Annotated in this window: 21 protein-coding genes and 1 other RNA gene; 15 read left to right on the forward strand and 7 right to left on the reverse strand. The window is 50.3% G+C overall.

The features are described 5' to 3' along the window. Window positions 1-10: 10 nt before the first annotated feature. The 3 genes from sufB to GUC46_RS13070 form a co-directional block, all read right to left on the reverse strand. Window positions 11-1,498, reverse strand: coding sequence for a Fe-S cluster assembly protein SufB (gene sufB / locus GUC46_RS13060; RefSeq protein ID WP_003836585.1), 1,488 nt, complete (start codon window positions 1,496-1,498; stop codon window positions 11-13). A gap of 8 nt (window positions 1,499-1,506) precedes the next feature. Then, window positions 1,507-1,875 carry a Fe-S cluster assembly scaffold SufA gene (sufA, locus tag GUC46_RS13065; protein WP_048997930.1) on the reverse strand — a complete coding sequence of 123 codons (369 nt, stop codon included), beginning with the start codon at window positions 1,873-1,875 and terminating at the stop codon, window positions 1,507-1,509. A gap of 490 nt (window positions 1,876-2,365) precedes the next feature. Further along, window positions 2,366-3,244 (reverse strand): LysR family transcriptional regulator, encoded by an 879-nt coding sequence (locus tag GUC46_RS13070; protein WP_008323864.1) that lies wholly within the window; start codon window positions 3,242-3,244, stop codon window positions 2,366-2,368. A gap of 122 nt (window positions 3,245-3,366) precedes the next feature. Between GUC46_RS13070 and GUC46_RS13075 the strand changes: the two genes are divergently transcribed. Beyond that, window positions 3,367-4,218, forward strand: coding sequence for a Vmh family MBL fold metallo-hydrolase (locus tag GUC46_RS13075; RefSeq protein WP_130714709.1), 852 nt, complete (start codon window positions 3,367-3,369; stop codon window positions 4,216-4,218). A 66-nt stretch (window positions 4,219-4,284) separates the two neighbouring features. Here the strand turns inward: GUC46_RS13075 and GUC46_RS13080 are convergent, their stop codons facing one another. The 3 genes from GUC46_RS13080 to GUC46_RS13090 all read right to left on the reverse strand — a co-directional run bounded on the left by GUC46_RS13080 (window position 4,285) and on the right by GUC46_RS13090 (window position 8,014). Further along, a complete protein-coding gene (locus GUC46_RS13080) occupies window positions 4,285-4,473 on the reverse strand; it encodes a YdiH family protein (RefSeq protein ID WP_003030540.1) in 189 nt (62 codons plus the stop codon). Between the two features lie 77 nt (window positions 4,474-4,550). Further along, the gene (gene menI / locus GUC46_RS13085) at window positions 4,551-4,961 is read right to left on the reverse strand and encodes a 1,4-dihydroxy-2-naphthoyl-CoA hydrolase (RefSeq protein WP_130714710.1); all 411 of its coding nucleotides are present in this window, start codon (window positions 4,959-4,961) and stop codon (window positions 4,551-4,553) included. Next, window positions 4,958-8,014 (reverse strand): FAD-binding and (Fe-S)-binding domain-containing protein, encoded by a 3,057-nt coding sequence (locus tag GUC46_RS13090; protein WP_003836595.1) that lies wholly within the window; start codon window positions 8,012-8,014, stop codon window positions 4,958-4,960. The genes menI and GUC46_RS13090 overlap by 4 nt, the downstream gene beginning before the upstream one ends. Window positions 8,015-8,227: 213 nt before the next feature. Between GUC46_RS13090 and ydiK the strand changes: the two genes are divergently transcribed. The 9 genes from ydiK (at window position 8,228) to GUC46_RS13135 (ending at window position 17,486) form a co-directional block, all read left to right on the forward strand. After that, the gene (gene ydiK, locus GUC46_RS13095; protein WP_003030544.1) at window positions 8,228-9,337 is read left to right on the forward strand and encodes an AI-2E family transporter YdiK; all 1,110 of its coding nucleotides are present in this window, start codon (window positions 8,228-8,230) and stop codon (window positions 9,335-9,337) included. 182 nt (window positions 9,338-9,519) lie between these two features. Beyond that, window positions 9,520-9,627, forward strand: an RNA gene (gene rprA, locus GUC46_RS13100) — antisense sRNA RprA. Window positions 9,628-9,784: 157 nt separating this feature from the next. Beyond that, window positions 9,785-10,141, forward strand: a complete 357-nt coding sequence (locus GUC46_RS13105) for a YdiL family protein (RefSeq protein WP_016150137.1) — start codon at window positions 9,785-9,787, stop codon at window positions 10,139-10,141. Between the two features lie 48 nt (window positions 10,142-10,189). After that, the gene (locus tag GUC46_RS13110; RefSeq protein WP_130714712.1) at window positions 10,190-11,410 is read left to right on the forward strand and encodes an MFS transporter; all 1,221 of its coding nucleotides are present in this window, start codon (window positions 10,190-10,192) and stop codon (window positions 11,408-11,410) included. Between the two features lie 241 nt (window positions 11,411-11,651). Then, window positions 11,652-12,887 (forward strand): MFS transporter, encoded by a 1,236-nt coding sequence (locus tag GUC46_RS13115; protein ID WP_003836601.1) that lies wholly within the window; start codon window positions 11,652-11,654, stop codon window positions 12,885-12,887. Between the two features lie 21 nt (window positions 12,888-12,908). Further along, a complete protein-coding gene (gene ydiB, locus GUC46_RS13120) occupies window positions 12,909-13,775 on the forward strand; it encodes a quinate/shikimate dehydrogenase (RefSeq protein ID WP_003836604.1) in 867 nt (288 codons plus the stop codon). Window positions 13,776-13,811: 36 nt separating this feature from the next. Further along, window positions 13,812-14,570: a type I 3-dehydroquinate dehydratase gene (gene aroD / locus GUC46_RS13125; RefSeq protein ID WP_130714713.1), complete on the forward strand. Its 759-nt coding sequence runs from the start codon at window positions 13,812-13,814 to the stop codon at window positions 14,568-14,570. A 155-nt stretch (window positions 14,571-14,725) separates the two neighbouring features. Further along, window positions 14,726-16,321 carry an acyl CoA:acetate/3-ketoacid CoA transferase gene (locus GUC46_RS13130; RefSeq protein ID WP_160180274.1) on the forward strand — a complete coding sequence of 532 codons (1,596 nt, stop codon included), beginning with the start codon at window positions 14,726-14,728 and terminating at the stop codon, window positions 16,319-16,321. Between the two features lie 13 nt (window positions 16,322-16,334). After that, window positions 16,335-17,486, forward strand: coding sequence for an acyl-CoA dehydrogenase (locus tag GUC46_RS13135; RefSeq protein ID WP_130714715.1), 1,152 nt, complete (start codon window positions 16,335-16,337; stop codon window positions 17,484-17,486). Between the two features lie 54 nt (window positions 17,487-17,540). Here GUC46_RS13135 and GUC46_RS13140 read toward each other — a convergent pair whose 3' ends face one another. Continuing rightward, a complete protein-coding gene (locus GUC46_RS13140) occupies window positions 17,541-18,431 on the reverse strand; it encodes an AraC family transcriptional regulator (RefSeq protein ID WP_003836612.1) in 891 nt (296 codons plus the stop codon). A 474-nt stretch (window positions 18,432-18,905) separates the two neighbouring features. On the opposite strand from GUC46_RS13140, the gene GUC46_RS13145 reads away from it, so the two are divergent. The 5 genes from GUC46_RS13145 (at window position 18,906) to fadK (ending at window position 23,984) form a co-directional block, all read left to right on the forward strand. Then, entirely contained in the window at window positions 18,906-19,670 is a 765-nt protein-coding gene (locus GUC46_RS13145) for an electron transfer flavoprotein (protein WP_130714716.1), read from the forward strand. Window positions 19,671-19,691: 21 nt separating this feature from the next. Further along, entirely contained in the window at window positions 19,692-20,627 is a 936-nt protein-coding gene (locus GUC46_RS13150; protein WP_049003049.1) for an electron transfer flavoprotein subunit alpha, read from the forward strand. A gap of 57 nt (window positions 20,628-20,684) precedes the next feature. Next, window positions 20,685-21,974: an FAD-dependent oxidoreductase gene (locus GUC46_RS13155; protein ID WP_130714718.1), complete on the forward strand. Its 1,290-nt coding sequence runs from the start codon at window positions 20,685-20,687 to the stop codon at window positions 21,972-21,974. Continuing rightward, window positions 21,971-22,264 carry a 4Fe-4S ferredoxin gene (locus GUC46_RS13160; RefSeq protein ID WP_003836621.1) on the forward strand — a complete coding sequence of 98 codons (294 nt, stop codon included), beginning with the start codon at window positions 21,971-21,973 and terminating at the stop codon, window positions 22,262-22,264. The genes GUC46_RS13155 and GUC46_RS13160 overlap by 4 nt, the downstream gene beginning before the upstream one ends. A gap of 82 nt (window positions 22,265-22,346) precedes the next feature. Further along, a complete protein-coding gene (gene fadK, locus GUC46_RS13165; protein ID WP_130714719.1) occupies window positions 22,347-23,984 on the forward strand; it encodes a medium-chain fatty-acid--CoA ligase in 1,638 nt (545 codons plus the stop codon). The last annotated feature ends 13 nt before the right edge of the window (window positions 23,985-23,997 follow it).

The raw sequence follows: 23,997 nt of genomic DNA on the forward strand, positions 1-23,997 counted from the left end.
TCCTTAAATTTTAACCGACGCTGTGTTCAAGACTTATAGCGAGAAGTTTTTGCGCTTCCACGGCAAATTCCAGCGGCAGTTCAGAGAACACGTCTTTACAGAAACCATTCACGATCATCGAAATGGCATCCTCTTCGCTGATACCGCGCTGCAGGCAGTAAAACAGCTGATCTTCGCCAATGCGCGACGTCGTGGCTTCGTGCTCGAGCTGGGCGCTGTTGTTACGACACTCCACATATGGGAATGTGTGCGCTCCGCAATCCGCCCCGATCAGCATCGAGTCACATTGGGTATAGTTGCGGGCGTTGGTGGCGGTCGGCATGATTTTCACTAAACCGCGATAGCTGTTCTGGCTGTGTCCGGCGGAGATCCCTTTCGAGATAATGGTCGATTTGGTGTTTTTACCGATGTGGATCATCTTGGTGCCTGTATCGGCCTGCTGATGACCACTTGTCAGGGCCACGGAGTAGAATTCGCCGATAGAGTTGTCGCCACGCAAAATGCAGCTTGGGTATTTCCAGGTAATGGCCGAGCCGGTTTCCGACTGCGTCCACGACATTTTGCTGTTTTCACCTTCGCACAAAGCGCGCTTGGTGACGAAGTTCAAAATGCCGCCGGTGTTGCCATCCCCGGGGAACCAGTTTTGCACCGTCGAGTATTTCACTTCGGCATCTTTGTGGATGATGACTTCTACCACCGCGGCATGCAGCTGGTAGCTGTCGCGCACCGGAGCCGAACAGCCTTCGATATAGCTGACGTAGCTGCCCTCATCCGCGACCAGAATAGTGCGTTCAAACTGCCCGGTTTTTTCCGCATTGATACGGAAATAGGTCGACAGTTCCATGGGGCAACGCACACCTTTCGGTACATAAATAAACGTGCCGTCAGATGCCACCGCTGCATTCAGCGCGGCAAAGAAGTTGTCATTACCTGGAACCACGGTGCCCAGATATTGTTTTACCAGCTCAGGATGATCGTGAATCGCCTCACCGAACGAACAGAAAATAATGCCCTGTTCCGCCAGTTTGTCGCGATAGGTGGTCGCCACCGATACCGAGTCAAAAATAGCATCAACCGCCACCTCTTTGCCTTCACGGACCGGTACGCCAAGCTGTTCAAAGGCATCCTCAACCTCTTTGCTTAAAAACGCATTCGCCCCCGTTTGCTGCACGGCTCCCGGCTCAGATGCGCAGGTTTCATCGCAGTTACCGCAGGACGGTGCGGAATAATAGCTGTACTCCTGATAATTCAGCTTGTCGTAGTGCGCTTTTAGCCAGTGCGGCTCTTCCATGGTCAGCCATGCCCGAAAGGCATTCAGGCGGAATTCCAGCATCCAGTCGGGTTCATTACGTTTTGCCGAAATCGCGCGCACGACCTCTTCGTTGATCCCTTTCGCCAGCTCATCGGTTTGCAGTTGGGTGAAGAAGCCCTCTTTGTAATTAAGGTGCCCGCCAGCCCAGGTGTTGACATCGTCAGTTGCTTCAGTATTACGAGACATAGTACCGCCTATACCCCAAAACTTTCGCCACAGCCGCATTCGTTCTGGGCTTTCGGGTTATGAAATTTAAATAACTGATTTAATCCTTCGCGAACGAAATCGACTTCTGTGCCGTCGATGAACGGCATCGCCTGTAAAGGCACATACAGTCTGGCGCCATCCCTTTCAAACAGGAGATCGTCTTTTTGGGCCTCGCGCACGGTATCCAGCACGTAGCCGAATCCCGCGCATCCCGTTTGCTTCACGCCCAGGCGTACGCCCAACATGTCGGGTTGCTTTGCCACCAGTTCACGGATATGCGCCGCAGCCGCAGGTGTTAACGTCAGTCCACGCCAGGCAAAATCGTCCGGGTTAAATGTTCCTGAATGCAATTCCATAGGGTTACCTCGAGTCACTAGCTTTTAAGCTATAACAACATGTTAGTGATAATGATTATCACTTCAACCCCTCAACAGCAGGGGCATTCGGGTTAACCGCCCTTTTTGACTACTTTTACTAAGCATAGACCCTGCAGCGAGGGTTTACAGGAATGGAATTATTTGTTCAATGCATTGATTAATAATGTATTATAGAAATCTAATCGTTCAGGCAGGTCAAAGATTAAAAGATGTATAGATAATGTCTATTTAAGGGATAGGTAGGGATAAAAACAGGGAAAACAACTATTCAAATAATATGCTAATGACAAAAAACCCTTAAGTCTGCTTGCTGGCAGGCTTAAGGGTTCCGGCCCCATCCGGCGCTTATCTCCGGCACTCACGATGGCTTAGCTCTTGAAGGGGCGATAAGAATAATCTCATACACCGTTAAGTTTTTTTTAACACAACTTGCGGTTTGACTATTTTGTGAGCACGTTTAGCTACCTTTTTAGCATTGCGCCGCCCCACTAAGCGCATCCAGCAGCAAACGTAGCCCCGCAGGCTGATGCTCCCGAGAAAGGTATAAGCCATAAATTGGTAAGCATTTAGGTTGAAGTTCTGGCAGTAATCGAATTAACGCTCCCTGCGCCAGCCCTTCCTGCGCTTCCAGTTCTGGCACCAACGCGATCCCCATTCCTGCCACCGCCGACTCGCAGAGCAGCGAAGAGATCCCTGCACTCAAATTCCCTTTGATTGCAACGGAGACAGACTGCCCCTGGGCATCCAAAAAGTGCCAGGATTGTCCGGCAAAACCGCTGTAGTACAGGCAATTGTGCCGAGTGAGATCGTCGACTGTCTCAGGCGTGCCATGTTGATGCAGATAATCTGCGGACGCGCAAAGTACCGATTTACAGTCGCCCAACCGACGGGCGATGGTTCCTGGCTCGGGATTATCCGTTATGCGGATCGCCACATCGATGCGTTCCCCCACAAGGCTTACCGGTTGATTATTGATCTCCACCTCAATACGTAATTGCGGATATTGCTCCATAAACGCCGGCAGAACCGGAGCAAGAATATGCATGGCGGTAAAATGGGCGCAGGCCACACGTAGCGTGCCCGAGGGAATTTGCGCGCCACTGGCGGCACCAATATCCAGCGAAAGTTGCGCCAGAGAACGCGTTTTCAGTAATGCCTCTTCACCCGCAGGCGTGATCGTTAAGCGACGCGATGAGCGATGGATAAGCCTTGCGCCTGCCCATTTTTCCATCTCGTCGAGGTAACGACTGACCATCGGACGGGAAAGCCCCAATGCACGTGCAGCGGCGCTCAGACTGCCCAAATCACAGATATGGTTAAATACCGTTGCCGCCATCACTCTGTCCATTGCATCCCATCCGATCGTTTTATGAAACTCAGCATGTCCTAATGAGGGAATTCTAACAGATACGAATATGCTTAAAATACGGGAACTATCAAAAGTCAATTCCCTGCATAAGGTTACCTGGTATGAAAGTTAAATCTCTGGCCCTGCTGTTACCTCTGTTTGCGTCTTCAGCTTTCGCCGCACCGCTACAGCTGGACGTCTATAATCCACAGGAGAAGGGTATTTTCCCGGTCTCTTCGACGCTGGTGTCTGGCCCCAAAGAGGCGATTTTGTTTGACGCCCAGTTCAGCACCAAAGATGGCGAACAGCTGGTGCAGATGATTCGCGCCAGCGGTAAAACGCTGAAGGCTATCGTGATCACTTCCGGCGATCCGGATTTCTATTTCGGTCTGCAACCCATCGTCAACGCTTTCCCACAGGTAAAAGTTCTGGCAACACCGCAGGTGGTAGACCATATCCGCGCCACCAAAGAGGCCAAACTGCAATTCTGGGGCCCGCAAATGAAGGACGGCGCGCCAACATCGCTCACCGTTCCGCAGGCAACGACGCAAACGCAGTTCACGGTTGATGGTGAACCGCTGGAACTGCGTCACTCCAACGATTATGCAGCGTATATCTGGATCCCGGCGAATCGGGCCATTATTGGCGGCACAGGCGTGGCTTCAGGTATTCATGTCTGGACGGCGGATACACAGTCTGAAGAACAGCGTAGTGCATGGCGTAACGTACTGAGCGAAATGCAGAGCTTACAGCCCACTCAAGTGGTCCCGGGTCATTACATTGGCGAACGCCCAACCGGCGATAAAGCTATTCGCTTCACCCAGGACTATTTGCAGTCGTTTGAGCAGGTGTTAGGGGCGAAGAAAGGATCGGATTATGTGATTAAAACCATGACGGCAGCATGGCCAGGTCTGGCAGACGCAAGCTCGCTGGAACTAAGTGCGAAGGTTAACAGCGGTGAGATGAAGTGGTAATGAAGATTTAAGGCCAAAATAACCCCGAACATGTGTCGGGGTTTCGTTACGATAAGCATACCGGAATCAATGAACGCCCATGCGCCAGGCAAAATAGATCTCTTCTTTCAGTTCAGTTGAAGAGAGCGCCAACAGATCTGCAAACTCCAGCTCAAGCTGTTTTAGCCTTTTCAGGTACTGAGCCGGTGAAAGATCGGTTTTATCACGACGTAAAAATTCTATTGCCAGTTGGGCAGGGTCTAATTGGGTAGACATATCATCCTCGCTTGTGTTCAAAACCTGCACAGTATAACACCATTCCCTGTGCAGATAATGACCAAAAGCAATATGCATCACAAAATTGCGGTCGTCAGACGCGACATACAGCACAATCGTCCCTGCTCATCGAAGATCTCTATTTGCCAAACCTGGTGACGAGAGCCGGTATGTAACGCGCGACATACGCCCCTGACGTGCCCTTCCCGCGCAGAACGGATATGGTTGGCGTTGATCTCCAGGCCCACCACTTTCTGCTCACCCTGAGTACACAGGTATCCCGCTACCGAACCAATACTTTCCGCCAGCACCACGGATGCGCCGCCGTGCAGCAACCCAAAGGGTTGTTTGGTGCGATGGTCCACCGGCATTGTAGCTTCCAGCGTATCGTCACCAATGTGCACAAAACGAATATCGAGCAACCCAACCATATTTCCTTCACCCATGGCATTGAGCGCCTCGAGTGTGACTTCACGTTTCCAGATCATCCTATAATCTCCAGCAGTGCCTGTAATGGGTGGCGAACGCCCGTACCTTCAACGCGTTTTACCTGGCTGCGACAGGAGTACCCGGTAGCCAGACAACGGTTACGTGGCAATCGTTGCATTGCCTGGTGCCATGATAACTCATAGATCCCCAATGAGTTTTGGTGATTCTTTACCTCGTGGCCGTAGGTGCCAGCCATACCACAGCATCCCACGCTGACGTTCTCCAGCTTTGCGCCAAAGCGAGCAAAAATAGCCGCCCACTGTGCAGGTGCGCCCGGCAAGGCCGTCACTTCGGTACAGTGGCCAAAGAAATACCACGGTTCACCGCCAACAGCGACTGGCTGCTGTGCTTCCACAGCTTTCGATAACCATTCGTTGGCTAGCAACACATGGAAATCCCCCCGTTGTTCACCCAGCACCATCTTGTATTCATCGCGATAACAAAGCACCAGCGCCGGATCAACACCCACCATCGGAATATTCAGCTTCGCTACCCGGTTAAGAAACTCGGATGTCTTTTTCGCCGTTTTGGCAAAACGGTTTAAGAAGCCTTTAATGTGCTGCGCCTTGCCGTTTGGCGAAAACGGCAGCAGTACCGGCTGCATGCCCAGCTTCTCTACCAGACGTATAAAGTCAGCAACCACCTGCGCATCGTAATAGCTGGTGAAAGGGTCCTGCACCACCAGCACCGTACGGGCTTTTTGCTCAAGGCTGAGTAATTCGAGCTGTTCCAACGTCATATTGGCGGAGCGATGCCCCACCAGTTGGCGTTGCAGCGACGGTGCAGACAACAGAGGTAAATCAACCATTCCAATGTGCTTTTTAGCCAGGTTTCGCACCAGCGGCTGGTTGATGAAGAAGTTAAACGTTTTGGGCGCTCGTGCCATTAACGGCGCATAGCTCTCAACGGTCGCCACCATGTGATCGCGCAACGGGCGCAGATAACGCGTGTGGTACAGCTGGAGGAAGCGCGAACGGAACTCCGGTACATCAATTTTAATTGGACACTGGGTGGAACAGGCTTTACACGCCAGGCAACCTGACATCGCCTCTTTTACTTCGTGTGAGAAATCGTATTCACCCTTGCGCGCATGCCAGCTGTTGCGGGTACGGGCAATCAGCGAACGTAAACTGGCGCGTTTTTCCGGTAGCTCTTTTTCCAGCTGTATTGGGTCAATCCCGCGATCCGCTAACAAACGCAGCCATTCACGCACTAACGTGGCTCGCCCTTTTGGCGAATGAATACGGTTGAGGCTGATTTTCATCGACGGACACATAGGGCTTTTCGCATCGAAGTTAAAGCATAACCCGTTGCCGTTACACTCCATTGCCCCGCGCCACTCCTGGCGTACGGCCAGAGGGATCTGACGGTCATACGTTCCGCGTTTCACCGCGTCCACTTTCATCATCGGCGCATCTACGTCTTCCGGTGGACAGATTTTCCCAGGATTCAGCCGGTTTTGCGGATCAAACACCGATTTCACTTTGCGCAGTTCGCGATACAGCTCCTCGCCGAAGAACGCCGGGCTATATTCTGCACGAAAACCTTTCCCATGCTCGCCCCACAGCAAACCGCCATATTTCGCCGTCAGCGCCACAACATCATCAGAAATGCGTTTCATCAGCACTTCCTGCTGCGGGTCACACATATCCAACGCCGGTCTGACATGCAGCACGCCTGCGTCTACATGACCAAACATGCCGTAACTCAGAGCGTGGCTGTCGAGTAGCGCGCGGAACTCGGCAATATAGTCCGCCAGATGCTCCGGCGGAACGCAGGTATCCTCGGCAAACGGAATTGGCTTCGCGGAACCTTTTGCATTGCCCAGCAGACCGACTGCCTTTTTGCGCATGGCGTAAATTCGTTCGACTCCCGCCAGTTCGGTACACAGCTGCCAGCCAATGACACCCGCTTCCTGACGAGCGATTAAGCCATCCAGACGTTCACACAGTGCGCTGACCTGCGAATTAATCAATACTTCGTCGTCACCGGCAAACTCTACAATGTTCAGACCCAGCATCTCTTTATCAGGTACATCGGTAATCAATTCACTTACCGAGTGCCAGACGATATCTTCCCGCGCCAGATTGAGTACTTTGGAGTCAACAGTTTCTACCGACAATGCGCGTGCTTCCACCATCACCGGGGCATTACGCAACGCCGAGTCGAAAGAGTCGTACTTGACGTTAACCAGCTGTCTAACTTTTGGTAGCGGGGTGATATCCAGACGGGCTTCGGTGATAAACGCGAGCGTACCTTCAGAGCCGGTGAGAATGCGGGTTAAATCAAATTCGGTCATCTCATCGTTAAAGACGTGCCGTAGATCGTACCCGGTCAGGAAGCGATTAAGTTTCGGGAATTTATCCATGATCAGCTGTCGGTTATCGCGACAACGTTCATAAACGGTCTTATAGATGCGGCCAATGGTGGTATTGCTTTTCCCCAGCATTTCGGCAAGCTCGATCGGCATTGGCTGAGTATCAAGAATATCACCGCCCATCAGCACCGCACGGATGCCCAACACATGATCGGAAGTTTTACCGTAAACCAACGATCCTTGCCCGGACGCATCGGTGTTGATCATCCCGCCGAGCGTTGCCCGGTTACTGGTGGATAATTCCGGGGCAAAGAAATAGCCGTAAGGCTTCAGAAACTGGTTGAGCTGATCTTTTATCACCCCAGCTTCTACCCGCACCCAACCTTCTTGCGGGTTGATTTCAATAATGCGGCTCATATAGCGGGACATATCAACAATAATGCCCTGGTTCAGCGCCTGACCGTTGGTCCCGGTGCCGCCGCCGCGCGGGGTAAAAATCAACGACGAGAAAAGCGGTTCTGCCGCCAGACGGGCGATTAGCGCCACATCTGCGGTTGAACGAGGGAAAACGACAGCATCAGGTAGCAGCTGATAAATACTATTATCCGTCGACATTGTCAGACGATCGGCATAGCTCGTTGCCGTATCGCCCGTAAATCCTTGCTGCTCCAGCGCCTGCAAAAAGTTGAGCACCAGTTGAACGACACCTGGTGCCTGAGAAATTTGTGGAATCATTATAGTGACCCTTTCCTGCGGTCTGTGTTGTGAATTTAATCGTTTGCGTGTTGCTTTGTTTGTTGTATCACATTTTTTTCTAATACGCTCAGCAGATTTACAGGCAGAATCCGCCTGTTCAAAACCGCTGAAATTGCTCATCATTACAGGGTGTCATTTAAGTATTCACGTCGCGTCAACGTTCTGGCGCAAAGACAAAGGTGAAAAGTATTTATGGTAAATTTCCGTCAGCCCAGGGATATTGCACAAGTGCTGCTATCGGTGCTGTTTTTAGCCATCCTGATTGTGGCCTGTCTCTGGATTGTTCAGCCCTTTATCCTCGGTTTTGCCTGGGCAGGCACGATTGTCATTGCAACCTGGCCTATCCTGCTACGCTTACAAAAATTGCTCTGGGGACGCCGTTCACTTGCCGTACTGGTGATGACGCTGTTGCTGGTGCTGTTGTTCATCATCCCCATCGCGCTGCTGGTTAACAGCATCGTCGATGGCAGTGGGCCGCTGATCCATGCCGTAACCGCAGGTGATATGACACTACCGGATCTGGCATGGTTGAACAGCATTCCACTGGTGGGTGCCAAAATGTATGGCGCATGGCACAGCTTACTGGATATGGGCGGTTCGGCGATTATGGCCAAGGTTCGTCCTTATATCGGCACCACCACCACCTGGTTCGTCGGTCAGGCCGCGCATATCGGCCGCTTTATGATGCACTGTGGCCTGATGCTGCTGTTCAGTGCCCTGTTGTACTGGCGCGGTGAACAAGTCGCATTAGGTATTCGTCACTTCGCCTGCCGTCTTGCCTCAAAACGTGGAGATGCTGCCATTCTGCTGGCAGCACAAGCCATTCGCGCCGTCGCATTAGGCGTTGTGGTCACCGCTCTGGTACAGGCAGTGCTCGGGGGTATTGGTCTGGCGGTAACCGGTGTGCCGTATGCCACACTGCTGGCGGTATTGATGATCCTGTCATGTCTGGTGCAACTGGGGCCGCTACCGGTACTGATTCCGGCCATTATCTGGCTATACTGGACGGGGGATTCAACCTGGGGCACCGTGCTGCTGGTGTGGAGCGGCGTGGTCGGAACACTGGATAACGTGATTCGACCGATGCTGATTCGCATGGGTGCCGATTTGCCACTGCTCCTGATTCTCTCCGGAGTCATCGGCGGATTGATTGCCTTCGGCATGATTGGTCTGTTTATCGGTCCAGTAGTACTGGCCGTTTCCTGGCGTCTGTTCTCCGCCTGGGTAAACGAAGCCCCTGCGCCAGGTACCAATCCGGATGAAATCCTCGAAGAAATTGCTGAAATCGAACGCAATAAGTAATCCAACATCAGGCGGCAACGCCGCCTGATTGTTTAACAATACTAATCAATCTCCCTCTTACGGGATTAGAACCAACTTCGTCCCTCTTTCAATACTCATTTGTGTCGCAAATTCTTTACAGTTTTTAAACTATTGAGATGAATCTGATCGACGTAAAAAATCAGTATGCCTACTATTAGCCCATGGCTTTAGATCAACACATTGATTTATAAGCATGGAAATCCCCTGAGTGAAACAACGAATTGCTGTGTGTAGTCTTTGCCCATCTCCCACGATGGGCTTTTTTTTGTCCTTCGCGCGCCACTCCACCAACCTTAACGCACCAACACATTATCTTCCGCGTCAAGGACCAAATAATATTGCACAAAATACTGTGACTCTCTTCAAGCCGAAATATCCACAGCAATGTTATTACTATTCCACCGTCTTTTATGAAGCGACCAAATAATGAACGCATTAGAGCTACAGGCGATCCGCCATATTTTTGCTATGACGGTGGAAGAAAGCGCCAGGTATATCGCGCACGATGACAATGTTGTCGCCTGGCAACAATGGGAAAAGGGTGAAAGAGAAATTCCAGACGACATTGTCCGCATTTGTTCAGAAATGAAAGCCAAGAGGAAGTTAAGAATTAATGCAATTATCGACAAAATAAATAACCGCATTGGTAATAACACCATGCGTTTTTTCCCCGATCTGAACGCTTTTCAGGCGGTTTATCACCACGATGGTTTTCTCGACTGGAAAATCTATCAGTCGGCAGCTGTTGAACTCTATGCTCACGATCTCGAGCGTATGTGTTAAGAGATCGCAACGCCATATCTATTTAGCCTCTTCGCTGAGTAACACATTATGAAAAACACCTATTTCTCCACTGCGATAGGGCTGTACCTAAATTACCTGGTGCACGGCATGGGGGTCATTCTGATGAGCCTCAATATGTCTTCACTGGAACAACAGTGGCAAACCAATACCGCGGGCGTCTCGATTGTTATTTCCTCACTCGGTATCGGCCGCTTAAGCGTTTTATTAGTGGCAGGGATGCTTTCCGATCGCTATGGTCGCAGACCATTTATTATCCTTGGTATGACCTGCTACCTGATTTTCTTTATTGGCATCATAAATACTCACAGTATTTTTCTTGCCTATGCTTTTGGTTTTTTAGCGGGAATGGCAAACAGTTTTCTCGATGCCGGAACCTATCCCAGCCTGATGGAGGCATTCCCCCGTTCACCCAGCACGGCCAATATTTTGATAAAAGCCTTCGTCTCCAGCGGTCAGTTCCTGCTGCCAATGATTATCAGTCTGCTGGTATGGGCCGAAATCTGGTTTGGCTGGTCCTTCCTGCTGGCGGCAGCCGTAATGATACTCAACGGTGTGTTTTTATTTCGCTGTCGGTTTCCGCCACATCCCGGGCCTCATACCGTCATCCGGGCTCAACCGGCTGAACGGGAAACCGGACAACCTGAACATCGTTGCTCCCTGCTCGACCTTGCCAGTTACACCCTGTACGGCTACATCGCAATGGCGACATTTTACCTGGTAAGCCAGTGGCTGGCGCAATACGGACAGTTTGTCGCCGGAATGCCCTATACGTTATCTATCAAACTGTTAAGCATTTATACCTGCGGCTCTCTACTGTGCGTGCTGATCACCGCCCCGCTGGCGCGAAAAGCAGAACGCGCGACATCGATGCTGATGCTGTATACGTTTATCTCATTTGCCGCACTGCTGATGATTTGTCTGCATCCGACACCTATCGTTGTCATTATCTTTGCGTTTGTCATCGGTTTTTCTTCCGCAGGGGGCGTTGTGCAAATCGGTTTAACGCTGATGGCCGCACGCTTTCCGCATGCGAAGGGCAAAGCGACCGGTATTTACTACAGCGCGGGCAGCATTGCGACCTTCACCATTCCATTGATAACAGCAAAACTCTCTGAAACCAGTATTGCTCACATCATGTGGTTTGATACTGGCATAGCCGCTGTTGGATTCCTGCTGGCGTTGTTTATTGGTTATCGCAGCCACATCACGTCAAAACATCAGCTAAAGATGATACAAGCCGTAAAATAAGCGTGGATGCAATATTGTTCCCCTCTTCTGCAAAATAATTGACTTCAGTTTTAAAACATCAGCAAAACACCGGCCGGCAGAGTTCGATTTCACAGTGTGTTATGCAATATACCTGGTAACTTAAACGCCATGCTATGTAGGTTCTGTGGCTGCCGCCCAGTATATTAATTACAAGGTCGCCGCAATTTAAACAATATCGACGAGCACAGAACAATTTTAAAATCCGCAAGGAGTTGTGAAAATGTCTCAAAGCAAGACCTTTAATACGCCATTTCTTTTGGCGATAATCTGTATTTATTTAAGTTATTTCCTACACGGCATTAGCGTCATTACACTGGCGCAAAATATGACCTCTCTTGCAGAAAAGTTTTCCACCGACAATGCAGGAATTGCCTATTTAATTTCAGGCATTGGTCTGGGACGACTGGTGAGTATCTTATTCTTTGGCGTGCTCTCAGATAAATTTGGTCGTCGGGCTATCATTCTGTTAGGCGCTATTCTTTATATACTGTTCTTCTTCGGTATTCCCGCCAGCCCTAATCTGATGATTGCCTTTATTCTGGCCGTTTGCGTTGGCGTGGCAAACTCGGCACTGGATACCGGCGGGTACCCGGCGTTAATGGAATGCTTCCCTAAAGCCTCTGGCTCAGCCGTTATCCTGGTGAAAGCTATGGTCTCGTTTGGGCAGATGATCTACCCCATCGTCGTCAGCACCATGCTGCTCAACCATATCTGGTACGGTTATGCGGTCATTATCCCGGGTGCGTTGTTTGTCGTCATTACCTTGATGCTGCTAAGAAGTCGCTTCCCTGGCCAGATGGTGGATGCTGGCATCGCGAAAGATCTGCCACAGATGAACAGTAAACCGTTGGTCTGGCTGGAAGGTGTGGCATCCGTCATGTTTGGTGTTGCTGCCTTTTCGACTTTTTACGTCATCGTAGTCTGGATGCCCAAATATGCGATGGCCTTTGCCGGCATGGCAGAATCTGACGCACTGAAGACAATCTCTTACTACAGTATGGGATCATTAGTCTGCGTATTTATTTTTGCCGCTCTGTTAAAAAAATGGGTTCGGCCTATTTGGGCAAATGTGTTTAACGCCGGGCTGGCAACCATCACCGCAGCCGTCATCTACTTATATCCCTCTCCGCTGGTGTGTAACGTCGGTTCATTTCTCATTGGATTCTCTGCCGCTGGCGGTATTTTACAGCTCGGTGTCTCGGTGATGTCTGAATTCTTTCCCAAGAGCAAAGCCAAAGTCACCAGTATTTATATGATGATGGGTGGCGTAGCCAACTTTATTATCCCATTAATCACCGGATACCTCTCTAACATTGGTCTGCAGTACATCATTTTGCTGGACTTTGCATTTGCTCTGCTGGCTTTCATCACCGCCATCATCGTCTTTATTCGTTACTACCGCGTATTTGATATCCCCAAAAATGATGTGCGGTTGGGCGAACGTTATTTTCAATAAATTGTTTAGAAGGAGTATCAAATGGACGTAACTGCTAAATATGAACTAATTGGATTGATGGCCTACCCTATCAGACACAGTCTGTCGCCTGAAATGCAAAATAAGGCATTAGAAAAAGCGGGATTGCCATTCACTTATATGGCATTTGAAGTCGATAACTCAACGTTTGCTAATGCAATTGCCGGGCTGAAGGCCTTAAAGATGCGTGGTACCGGGGTCTCAATGCCCAACAAGCAGCTAGCATGTGAATATGTTGATGAATTAACACCTGCCGCCAAACTGGTCGGTGCAATTAATACTATCGTCAATGATGATGGTTACCTGCGTGGTTACAATACCGATGGCACGGGTCATATTCGTGCAATTAAGGAAAGTGGTTTCGATATCAAAGGTAAAACCATGGTACTGTTGGGCGCAGGCGGTGCGTCGACAGCCATTGGTGCACAGGCAGCGATTGAAGGCATCAAAGAAATTAAACTCTTTAACCGCCAGGATGAGTTTTTTGCCAAAGCGCAGGAGTTTGCCAAACGCGTCAATGAAAACACCGACTGCGTGGTCACTGTTATCGATCTCGCCGATCGTCAGGCTTTTGCTGACGCACTTGCCAGCGCGGATATTTTAACCAACGGAACAAAAGTCGGCATGAAGCCGCTGGAAAATGAATCTCTCGTGACCGACGCTTCCCTGCTACGTCCGGAACTGCTGGTAACCGAATGCGTCTACAACCCGCATATGACCAAATTATTGCAGCAGGCACAAAGTGCTGGTTGCAAAACAATTGATGGTTACGGCATGTTGTTATGGCAAGGGGCTGAACAGTTCAAGCTCTGGACCGGGAAAGATTTCCCGCTGGAGTATGTGAAACAGGTTATGGGTTTTGCCGCCTGACGGGCAAGCATTTGTAGAATAGTTAAAGGGTAATCAATGAAAACCGTAACCGTAAGAAATCTCGTTATTGGCGATGGTGCGCCGAAGATCATTGTGTCGCTGATGGGTATAGACATCGCAACGGTAAAAAGCGAAGCGCTGGCCTATCGCGAAGCGGATTTCGACATTCTGGAATGGCGCGTTGACCATTTCGGCGATGTCTCTTCCACAGATGCCGTGCTGGAAGCGGCTCGCGCCATCCGCGATGTGATAGCGGACAAACCGCTACTTTTCACCTTCCGCAGCGCCAAAGAAGGCGGTGAACAGGCACTGTCTGTCGAAAACTATATTGCACTTAACCGCGCGGCGGTAGACAGCGGTCTGGTGGATATGATCGATCTGGAACTGTTTACCGGAGACGAACTGGTCAAAGCGACCGTCGAGCATGCGCACGCGAAAAATGTCTTTGTGATTATGTCCAATCACGATTTTCATAAGACACCAGCTGCAGAAGAGATTGTCCAGCGCCTGCGTAAAATGCAGGAACTAGGCGCAGACATCCCCAAAATTGCCTTGATGCCGCAAAATAAAGCGGATGTTCTGACGCTGCTTAGCGCCACGCTGGAAATGCAAGAACGCTATGCCGATCGCCCGATAATCACCATGTCGATGGCTAAAACAGGGTTGATTTCACGTCTGTCTGGTGAAGTTTTCGGTTCAGCGGCAACCTTTGGGGCAGTAAAAAAAGCCTCCGCCCCAGGACAAATTTCGGTCACCGACCTGCGTACTGTATTGACAATATTGCATCAGGCTTAATTACAGATATATCCATATTAATATCAGTAATGCCCTACCCCAGATATTCGTCTAACCACGGATATCTGGCCGATGATTAAACATTATTAAATAACTCACAATATTATTGTCGAATATAGCGACAGGTAGTCGCACGCATATAATCTGGAGTTCACATGAAATTTTCAAGACCAAATCGTATAGATGGTCGGGTACCCGTATTATCCGCAGCAGATGCAGTTAATTATATTCCTGATGAAGCAACTCTTTGTGTATTAGGTGCAGGTGGCGGTATTCTCGAAGCAACAACATTAATTAACGCGCTGGCTGAAAAATATAAAAATTCTCAGTCACCACGGAATCTAGCGTTGATTAGCCCTACGGGTCTGGGTGACCGTGCCGACCGGGGAATTAGCCCGCTGGCACAGGAAGGCTTAGTCAAATGGGCATTATGCGGACACTGGGGACAATCACCACGAATCTCCGACCTGGCGGAACAAAATAAAATTGCCGCCTATAACTATCCTCAGGGCGTATTAACCCAAACCCTGCGTGCATCGGCAGCCCACCAGCCTGGGATCCTCAGTGATATCGGCATCGGTACATTTGTTGACCCTCGCCAACAGGGCGGTAAGCTGAATGAAGTGACCACCGAAGATCTGATCAAATTGGTGGAAATTGATAACAAAGAGTACCTGTATTACAAAGCCATTGCGCCAAACATCGCCTTTATTCGCGCCACCACCTGTGACAGCGAAGGCTATGCCACCTTTGAAGATGAAGTTATGTATCTTGATGCGCTGGTGATTGCCCAGGCCGTACACAATAACGGCGGCATCGTTATGATGCAGGTGCAAAAAATGGTGAAGAAAGCCACTTTGCATCCGAAGTCGGTACGTATTCCCGGCTATCTGGTCGATATTGTGGTCATCGACCCCGACCAAACGCAACTGTACGGTGGTGCGCCGGTTAACCGCTTTATCTCTGGCGATTTTGTGCTCGATGACAGCCAACAAACGTCCCTGCCGCTCAATCAGCGTAAACTGGTGGCCCGACGCGCCCTGTTTGAAATGCGCAAAGGTGCGGTCGGCAACGTTGGCGTAGGTATTGCCGATGGCATTGGTCTCGTCGCGCGCGAAGAAGGCTGTGCTGACGATTTTATTCTGACAGTCGAAACGGGTCCGATTGGCGGCATCACCTCTCAAGGCATTGCTTTCGGTGCCAACGTCAACACTCGCGCCATTCTGGATATGACGTCCCAGTTTGACTTCTATCACGGTGGCGGGCTGGATGTGTGCTATTTAAGTTTTGCCGAAGTGGATCGCCACGGCAACGTCGGCGTACACAAATTCAATGGCAAAATCATGGGTACCGGCGGTTTTATCGATATTAGCGCCACTTCCAAAAAAATTATTTTCTGCGGCACGTTAACTGCCGGAAGTCTGAAAACGGAAGTTGCGGACGGTAAGTTAAATATCGTGCAGGAAGGTCGGGTGAAAAAATTCGTTAATGAATTACCTGAAGTGACTTTCAGCGGAAAAATTGCCCTCGAACGTGGACTTGATGTGCGTTACATCACTGAACGCGCTGTATTTACGTTAAAAGCAGATGGTCTTCATTTAATCGAAATTGCACCGGGAGTCTCTTTACAGGAAGACATCCTGGACAAAATGGATTTCACACCGATTATTTCCCCAGACCTGAAATTGATGGACGAAAGATTATTTATCGATGCCTCGATGGGCTTTGTATTACCCGACGCAGCCAATTAAAAGGAGTACCCTGATGGACTTTTCATTAACTGAAGAACAAGAACTGTTGCTTGCCAGCATTCGTGAGCTGATTACCAGTAATTTCCCGGAGGAGTATTTCCGTACCTGCGATCAGACGGCGACTTATCCGAAGGAATTTATGCGAGCCCTTGCGGACAACGGCATTTCGATGCTGGGCGTTCCGGAAGAGTTTGGCGGCATCCCGGCTGATTACGTCACCCAGATGCTGGCGCTGATGGAAGTGTCAAAATGTGGCGCGCCCGCTTTTTTGATCACTAACGGTCAGTGCATCCACAGCATGCGACGTTTTGGCTCCGCCGAGCAGCTGCGTAAAACAGCAGAAAGCACCATGGAAACGGGCGATCCGGCGTATGCGCTGGCATTAACCGAGCCGGGAGCAGGCTCCGATAATAATAGTGCCACCACCAGCTACACCCGCAAAAATGGCAAGGTGTATCTCAACGGGCAAAAAACGTTTATCACTGGCGCTAAAGAGTATCCGTACATGCTGGTACTGGCTCGCGACCCGGAGCCGAAAGATCCGAAGAAAGCCTTTACGTTGTGGTGGGTGGATTCTAAGAAACCGGGCATTAAGGTTAACCCGCTGCATAAAATCGGCTGGCACATGTTAAGCACCTGCGAAGTCTATCTTGATGACGTTGAAGTGGACGAAAGCGATATGGTCGGCGAAGAAGGCATGGGCTTCCTCAACATAATGTACAACTTCGAAATGGAACGCCTGATCAACGCCGCGCGCAGCACGGGTTTTGCCGAATGCGCCTTCGAAGATGCCGCCCGCTACGCTAACCAGCGCATCGCATTTGGTAAGCCGATCGGTCATAACCAGATGATCCAGGAAAAACTGGCGCTGATGGCAATCAAAATTGAAAACATGCGCAATATGGTGCTGAAGGTCGCCTGGCAGGCCGATCAGGAACAGTCGCTGCGAACCAGTGCGGCACTGGCAAAACTGTATTGTGCACGTACGGCAATGGAAGTGATTGACGACGCAATTCAGATCATGGGCGGACTGGGTTACACCGATGAAGCACGCGTATCCCGATTCTGGCGCGATGTCCGCTGTGAGCGCATTGGCGGTGGTACCGATGAAATCATGATTTACGTCGCGGGTCGCCAAATCCTAAAGGATTATCAGAATAAGTAAGCGGTATAACTGACCGGATAGCGCAGATACGCTATCCGGGACGGTGCGGGAGAATCAAACTTCAGGCATCAAGCATTCCTGCTCAGCAAGGTTATTTTTAAACTGCTTACGATAATCGCTGGGCGTACACCCCACATGCCGCTGAAAAAGTTTGGCAAAATGATCGACGTTTTCATACCCTACCCGCCACGAAATTTCCGCCAACGAGGCCTCCGTATTGGTCAGGGAAAATTTCGCTTCTGTCATTCGCCGTTGAATAACATAATTGATGGGTGATATACGATACTCGCGGGTAAATTCATGGCAGATATAGCTCACGCTGGCGCGGAATTTTTTAGATAACTGTTCGAGAGTAATTTTTTCGCGGAAGTTGTTATTTAAATAGACCAATACATCTTTAATTAAGACATCTTTTTTAATATATCCCTGTTCAGAGCGGTAAGCATTTTTAAAGTTTTCGTAATATAACACGGTTAATGCATACGCGAATGCGTCATAAGCGGAAGACGTCAGGTTGTTCTTGCTCTGCGGGAGCATCACCCCCAGCTCATTAAAAATACTCTTAATAACCTCTTTACCCTGGCTGACGCTAATGACCGGACACGAGTGCATCTGCAATAGCTGATTGTCCTGCCAACTGTTAAACCGGAAACCGTAGAGTGCGCAGGTGTAAGTGGTAGCAGGTGCGCTGCTATCAGATGCAACCGCATGCAATCGCCCTTGCTCAATCACCACAATGTCCCCGGCATGCGCAACATATAGCGAAGAGTCGATGATTAATCTTGCAACCCCCTTTTTAACATAGATAAGCTCAGTTTCATTATCATGAACATGATGTCCGGACTCCCAGTTAGGATCATCGCTAATGACGAATCGGGAAAATCTCGGCGTTTTCCCCTGCTCAAAAAGGGTCTCAATGGCATTATCAAAGCAGCGTTGATACATGACAACCTCCACCTAAAGGCAGTAATTTTGTGAATAATGAATATCGAAAAGTGAAAACGATAATAACGTTATACAACGTTATTCCTTGCTGGCGAAACAAAATTATTTGCGTCGACTGCAAGATGATACCTCCTGCCTCATTGCGTTGTTTTCCACGTTTATTTCCGTTTGATAAAAAACGAAAAGAATAAATGTTATTAATTCAACATTAACAATTTACATATCAGAAACAAATTAAGCGTAAAAACGATAAAAAACATGATGCATTTCGCAATTATCCTTCCCTGGTTTGTTTGCTCTTTTTTCTCTTCAGTACACAAGGCCGAGCTCTCGTTTATAAAACAAGCATTCCCGCAGCACTTTTTTTTGCAAGATTGTTGGGAATGAAAACAGATTGCCCCGTCGAAAACTGTCCCCTCTCTGCCGCAAACTATTTTCAGTTAATTTTCCCTACTGTGGATGACTGGAGATGCCATGAAAATAATAACCTGCTTTAAGTTGGTGCCTGAAGAACAGGACATTGTTGTTACCCCACAGCATTCGATTAACTTTGACCGGGCCGATGCCAAAATCAGCCAGTTTGATCTGAATGCGATTGAGGCCGCGGCGCAACTGAGTGCGGAGGGTGATGAAATCGTCGCTTTAACCGTGGGCGGATCGCTACTGCAAAATTCCAAAGTGCGTAAAGACGTGCTGTCACGTGGACCGGACAGTTTGTTCATGGTGCAGGATCCGCAATTGGAGCATTCATTGCCCCGCGACACCGCTCAGGCGCTGGCCTGCGCGGCCAAAAATATGAATTTCGACCTGATGCTGTTCGGAGAAGGATCGGGGGATATCTATGCCCAACAGGTTGGCTTACTGGTTGGCGAACTGTTGCAACTCCCGGTGATTAACGCCGTCAGCAACATCCAACGTAACGGCGACCGCATTGTGGTTGAGCGCGTGCTGGAAGACGAGGTTGAAGTGATTGACCTGCCGCTCCCCGCCGTACTCTGCGTAACCTCGGATATCAACACGCCGCGTATTCCCTCAATGAAAGCCATTCTCGGCGCGGGTAAAAAGCCCGTCACACCATGGCAAGCCAGCGATATTGGCTGGACGCCTGCGTCACCGTTAGCGGAACTGGTAAGCCTCACCGTACCGCCACAAACAGAACGTAAGCACATCATTCTGGAAAATGACTCGGCTGAAGCCATTGCCGAACTGGCTGAACACGTGAAAAAAGCCCTGAACTAAGCTCAACGGAGAGAAATTGTCATGAGTAAATTAGCTAACGTATGGGTGTTCAGCGATAACGTAGAACGCTACGCAGAATTAATGACCGGCGCGCGTAAGTGGGGTGAGCATGTCCATCTTATTGTACAAGGCAGCGAACAGGCTAATCAGGTTAAACCTCTGGGTGCCGATGAGATAATCGTGCTCGAAGCCCCCTCCGGTTTACAGCGTGTAGAAAATTACGCCGAAACCATCGCGGCGCTGATGCAAGAACACGCCGGAATGCTGTTGATGCCAGCCACAAAGCGCGCGAAATCACTTGGGGCACGGTTAAGCATCCAACTCAATGCCGCGATGGTGAACGACGCAATATCGGTGACTCTTGAGGATGGCACAGTGTTCGCAGAGCACCGAATGTATGGTGGGCTGGCATTCGGCAAAGAAAAGATCAAAAGTGCGCTGGCAATTATCACTCTTGCCCCTGGCCTGCTTGAACCTGTAGCGGAAAACGCCTCGTACAACTGCCCTGTTGTCCCAGTAGCTTACATCGCACCGCTTCATGAAATTATGTGCCAGGAACGTCGCGCTAAATCCGTGAGCAGCGTGGACCTCAGTAAAGCCAAACGTGTAGTTGGCGTGGGTCGCGGCCTGGTTGCGCAACACGATCTGGAGATGGTGCACCAGTTGGCATCGGTACTGGGGGCAGAAGTGGGCTGTTCACGCCCGATCGCCGAAGGCGAAAACTGGATGGAGCGCGAACGCTACATTGGCGTTTCTGGTGTGTTACTGAAGTCAGACCTTTATCTGACGTTGGGCATTTCAGGACAAATTCAGCATATGGTTGGCGGTAACGGCGCGAAAGTCATTGTTGCTATCAACAAAGACAAGAAAGCCCCTATTTTCAATTATGCCGATTACGGCCTGGTAGGCGACATCTACAAAGTTGTTCCGGCCCTTATCGAACATCTCAGCCGCTAATCCCCCCATTTAACGCACATCTCCCGCTGCCCTTACAGCGGGAAGGGAGCATAAAGCATGTCAGATGAAAAATTTGATGCCATTGTGGTCGGTGCTGGCGTGGCGGGTACGGTTGCAGGCTACGTTATGGCTCAGTCCGGACTGGACGTGCTGGTCATTGAGCGCGGAAACAGTGCAGGCAGTAAAAATATGACCGGCGGAAGACTCTACGCGCATAGCCTTGAGCGCATCATGCCAGGGTTCGCGCAGGAGGCGCCGCTCGAGCGTAAAGTCACCCGCGAAAAAATCTCCTTTCTGACCGAAGAAAGCGCCGTCACTCTCGATTTCCATCGTGAAAAAGCTGACGCACCAACGCAGGATTCGTATACCGTTTTGCGCAACAGACTCGACCCATGGCTAATGGAAAAAGCGGAACAAGCTGGCGTGCAGTTCATCCCCGGTGTGCGCGTCGATGCTCTGATCCGCGAAGGTAATAAGGTCACCGGAGTCCAGGCCGGTGACGATATACTGGAAGCCAATATTGTCATCCTGGCCGATGGCGTCAACTCTATGTTGGGGCGGTCCCTGGGGATGGTTCCTCCCTCTTCTGCACATCACTATGCCGTTGGCGTAAAAGAGCTGATCGGCTTACCTCCAGCGGTCATTGCAGATCGCTTCAACCTTTCAGGTAATGAGGGCGCGGCCTGGCTGTTTGCAGGCTCACCGTCTGATGGATTGATGGGAGGAGGTTTTTTGTATACCAACCAGGACTCCATCTCTCTGGGGCTGGTGTGTGGTCTGGGGGATATTGCCCATGCCACAAAAAGTATTCCACAAATGCTGGAAGACTTTAAGCAACATCCAACTATTCGACCATTGATTGCCGGTGGTGAATTACTGGAATATTCCGCGCATATGGTGCCGGAAGGCGGTCTGGCAATGGTTCCAAAGCTGGTCGATGACGGTGTGATGATCGTCGGTGATGCCGCCGGTTTCTGTTTGAACCTGGGTTTCACGGTGCGAGGTATGGATTTGGCCATCGCTTCCGCAGAAGCCGCTGCCCAAACAGCCATTGCAGCAAAAGAACGACAGGATTTCTCTGCCAGCAGCCTGATGGCCTACAAACGCGCGCTTGAACAAGGCTGTGTGATGCGTGATTTACAGCATTTTCGCAAGATCCCGGCGTTGATGGAAAACCCACGTCTGTTCACCCAGTATCCGCGTATGGTGGCCGACATCATGAGCGATATGTTCACCGTTGACGGACGTCCAAATCAACCGGTTCGCAAGATGATTATGTCCCATGCCAAACAAATCGGACTGATGAACTTACTGAAAGACGGTATCAAGGGGGCAACTGCACTATGAGTCAGGACAATACTGTTAACGTTGACGTCAAACTGGGCGTCAATAAATTCAATGTCGATGAAGGCCACCCGCACATCATCCTGGCCGAACATCCAGACCTTAATGAATTTCGCAAGCTGCTGAAAGCCTGCCCCGCCGGGCTGTATAAGCAGGACGAGAGTGGAAACATTCATTTTGATTCTGCTGGTTGCCTGGAGTGCGGAACGTGTCGAGTACTGTGCGGCGACACGATCCTCGACCAATGGGAATATCCGGTCGGAACATTTGGCATTGATTTTCGCTACGGCTAACGGATTTTGCCTGTAGTACACCGGTTCGGCCACGCCGGCCATCCGGTCAGATGTATGCCGAAATCATCCAGGGAATAACTTCATGAGTATCACACTAACGTTTAACGCCGAACGTCGCGAAGTCTGGCGGCAACAGGGTTTATGGGGAGATGCTTCGCTTGGCGATTACTGGAACCAAACTGCCAGAGCCATGCCAGATAAAATCGCGGTGGTTGATAACCATGGCGCTTCATACACCTATGCCGCACTCGACAGCGCGGCCAGCAGTCTGGCAACCTGGTTTTTAGCCTGCGGTATTCAACCTGGCGATCGCATTGCCTTCCAGCTACCGGGCTGGTGCGAGTTTACGATTATCTACCTGGCCTGCCTGAAAACCGGGGCCGTTTCCGTACCGCTGCTGCCAGCGTGGCGTGAAGCAGAGCTGGTATGGGTGCTGAATAAGTGCAAAGCGAAGATTTTTTTCGCACCGACGCTGTTTAAACAGACCCGACCGGTCGATCTGATCCTGACCTTACAAAACCAGTTGCCACATCTGCAACAGATCGTTGCCGTGGATAAACTGGCTCCGGCAACGACCTCGCTAGCGCTCAGCCAACTGCTTTTAGCTCCGCCATTAACCCAAACGATTAATGTTCACGCCGATGAACTGGCGGCGGTGTTGTTTACCTCCGGTACCGAGGGAATGCCAAAAGGCGTAATGCTGACCCACAACAACATCCTTGCCAGCGAGCGCGCCTACTGTGCCCGTCTTAATCTCACCTGGCAGGATGTGTTTTTAATGCCAGCACCACTGGGACACGCTACCGGTTTTCTGCATGGCGTTACCGCACCGTTTTTAATCGGCGCACGCAGCGTATTGTTAGATATTTTCACCCCAGCCGCCTGTCTTGAACTGCTGGAACAACAACGCTGTACCTGTGTGCTCGGCGCAACGCCCTTCGTCTACGACATGTTGTGTAGCATGGATAAACGGCCAAGCGATCTCTCATCGCTACGCTTTTTCTTATGTGGGGGCGCAACCATTCCACAGAAGATTGCCCGTGACTGCCAGCAGCTCGGCATAAAATTATTAAGCATTTATGGCTCGACAGAGAGTTCCCCGCATGCGCTGGTCAATCTCGATGATTCGCTTTCTCGCATGATGGATACCGACGGATATGCTGCTGCAGGCGTCGAAATTAAAGTGGTCGATGAAGCACGCAATACGTTGCCTGCGGGTGTAGAAGGCGAAGAAGCCTCACGCGGTCCCAATGTGTTTATGGGCTATCTCGATGAACCCGAACTCACCGCCCGTGCGCTGGATCAAGACGGCTGGTATTACAGCGGCGACTTATGCCGAATGGACGATGCGGGGTACATCAAAATCACCGGACGGAAAAAAGATATCATTGTCCGCGGTGGAGAAAACATCAGCAGCCGCGAAGTTGAGGATATTTTATTGCAGCACCCCCGCATTCACGATGCCTGCGTTGTCGCGATGCCGGACGAACGCTTAGGTGAAAGGTCATGTGCTTATGTGGTGCTAAAACCGCCGCATCATTCGCTGTCACTGGAGTCAGTGGTAGCCTTTTTTAGTCGCAAGCGGGTGGCAAAGTACAAATACCCTGAGCACATTGTGATCGTGGAGAAATTACCACGCACAGCGTCCGGTAAAGTACAAAAATACCAACTGCGTCAGGATATTATTCAGCGTTTGAGCGTGGAGAGTGTTGCAGGATAAAGTGCCGGATGGC

The organism is Citrobacter sp. LUTT5, assembly GCF_009905315.1.
GTDB lineage: Bacteria > Pseudomonadota > Gammaproteobacteria > Enterobacterales > Enterobacteriaceae > Citrobacter > Citrobacter freundii.